This window comes from Gordonia sp. NPDC003585 (genome assembly GCF_040610755.1).
Taxonomy (GTDB): Bacteria; Actinomycetota; Actinomycetes; order Mycobacteriales; family Mycobacteriaceae; genus Gordonia.
On record NZ_JBEXMX010000192.1, the window covers coordinates 1 to 1,522 of the forward strand.

General features: G+C 67.2%; 2 protein-coding genes. Both read right to left on the reverse strand.

Annotated elements, in window-relative coordinates; translation table 11 throughout:
• Positions 1 to 186 precede the first annotated feature (186 nt).
• The gene (locus tag ABZW74_RS24550; protein WP_010596700.1) at positions 187 to 807 is read right to left on the reverse strand and encodes a recombinase family protein; all 621 of its coding nucleotides are present in this window, start codon (positions 805 to 807) and stop codon (positions 187 to 189) included.
• A 117-nt stretch (positions 808 to 924) separates the two neighbouring features.
• On the reverse strand, positions 925 to 1,434 hold the full coding sequence (locus ABZW74_RS24555) for a universal stress protein (RefSeq protein ID WP_355280119.1): 510 nt from the start codon (positions 1,432 to 1,434) through the stop codon (positions 925 to 927).
• Positions 1,435 to 1,522: the final 88 nt, after the last annotated feature.

A 1,522-nucleotide genomic window follows, 5' to 3' on the forward strand; every position in this document is an offset into this window, starting at 1 on the left:
TCACTGCGATGCAACCGGCGGATCTCCGCCCACTGTTCCACTGAAATCACCCTCCTAGCTCAGACGGGGGTCAAAATTCACCCGTCGCTAAGGGGGGTTCCGGTAGTAATCGCGCGGAAAACAACACATATGGCTGGACCAGCGACGATGCCGTCGTGATCGGCTCGGGCGGTGCGCTGGTTTGCGTCAGATGCGGGGTGGGGCGGGGCTGCTGATGATGCGGTGGATGGTGGAGCGACCGACGCTGTATTCCTCGGCGAGGTCGGCCAGGCTGGCGTCGTCGCCGGGGTCGTGGTAGCGGCGGTGGATCGTTTTGCGTGCTGCGAGAGGCAGTTTCGGCTGTTTGCCCTTGAGGCGGCCCTTGGCGCGGGCCTTGGCCATGCCTTCACGGGTGCGCAGGTGGCCCAGGTTGGCCTCGAATTCGGCGACCATGGCCAGGGTTTGCAGGAAGAGTTTGCCGAACGGGTCGTTCCAGTCGTAGACGGAGCTGCCGAGCCCGAACAGGACATCGCGCTTGCGCAGGTCGGTGAGGATTTCTCCGGCTTCGGCCATGTTGCGGGCGAATCGGTCGAATTTCGTTGTGGTCAGCACGACCTGCCGCCCGCTGACGGCCGCCGCTGCCGAGGTCACTGCGGCGAGCGCGTTGTCGAGGCCCGTGCGGTTGCGGCGGGTGGTGCCGGAGAACCCGGTGTCGATGAAGATCCGGTCGCGTGGAACGCCGAGAGTGAGGAGTTGGTCGGTTTGGATCTCGACGTCTTGTTCATCGGTGGAGCAACGGCAGTATCCGACGCGGAACGGTTCACCCATACCCGGAATTGTTCCGGATAGCGGGGGTTGAGCGGGACGGTACGCGGAACACCTCTACGGAACACCTGCGAGCTGGGCGGCAGTCCGCGGATCGTGGTGTTCCGGTGGCCGATCGGCTTACGGGACAGTCGTCGAGTGCCGGTCTGCGGGGTTCGGTGGCAGGTGGGGTGGATTGTCGGGCGGGGCGTGGACGATGAGGATGTCGCAGTGGGCGTGGCGGGCGAGTTCGATGGGCAGGGTGGGTAGCCAGCGGGCCAGCAGCGGGTGGCGGTGGGGGTGGCCGGTGACGATGAGGTCGGTGCCGGTGGTGGCGGCCAGGTGCAGCAGGGCGTGCTGGGTGGGTGGGGCCAGGATGTGGGTGGTGATGTCGGTGGCGCCGTGGGCGGTGGCGTGGTGGCGGGCGGTGCGCAGGATCGTGTCGGTGGGGGTGGTGCCGCGGAGTTGGTAGGCGTCGGGTCCGAGCCGGTCGAGGTCGGGGCCGAGGGTGTGGGCGTCGATGTCGTGGCGGGCGCACAGGATGAGCAGGCGGGCGTGGCTGGCGCGGGCGAGTTCGGCGGCGTGGTCGATCACCCGGTAGGAGCGGTCGGAGCCGTCGGTGTCGACGAGGATGGTGTGGTAGGCCGTCATGACGACCTCCCTTTCACGGTGAGTATCAGCTGTGGGGGTCCTGCAGTGTGGATGCCGGTTCGCGCACCGTGGTCGTGGTCGTGGTCGT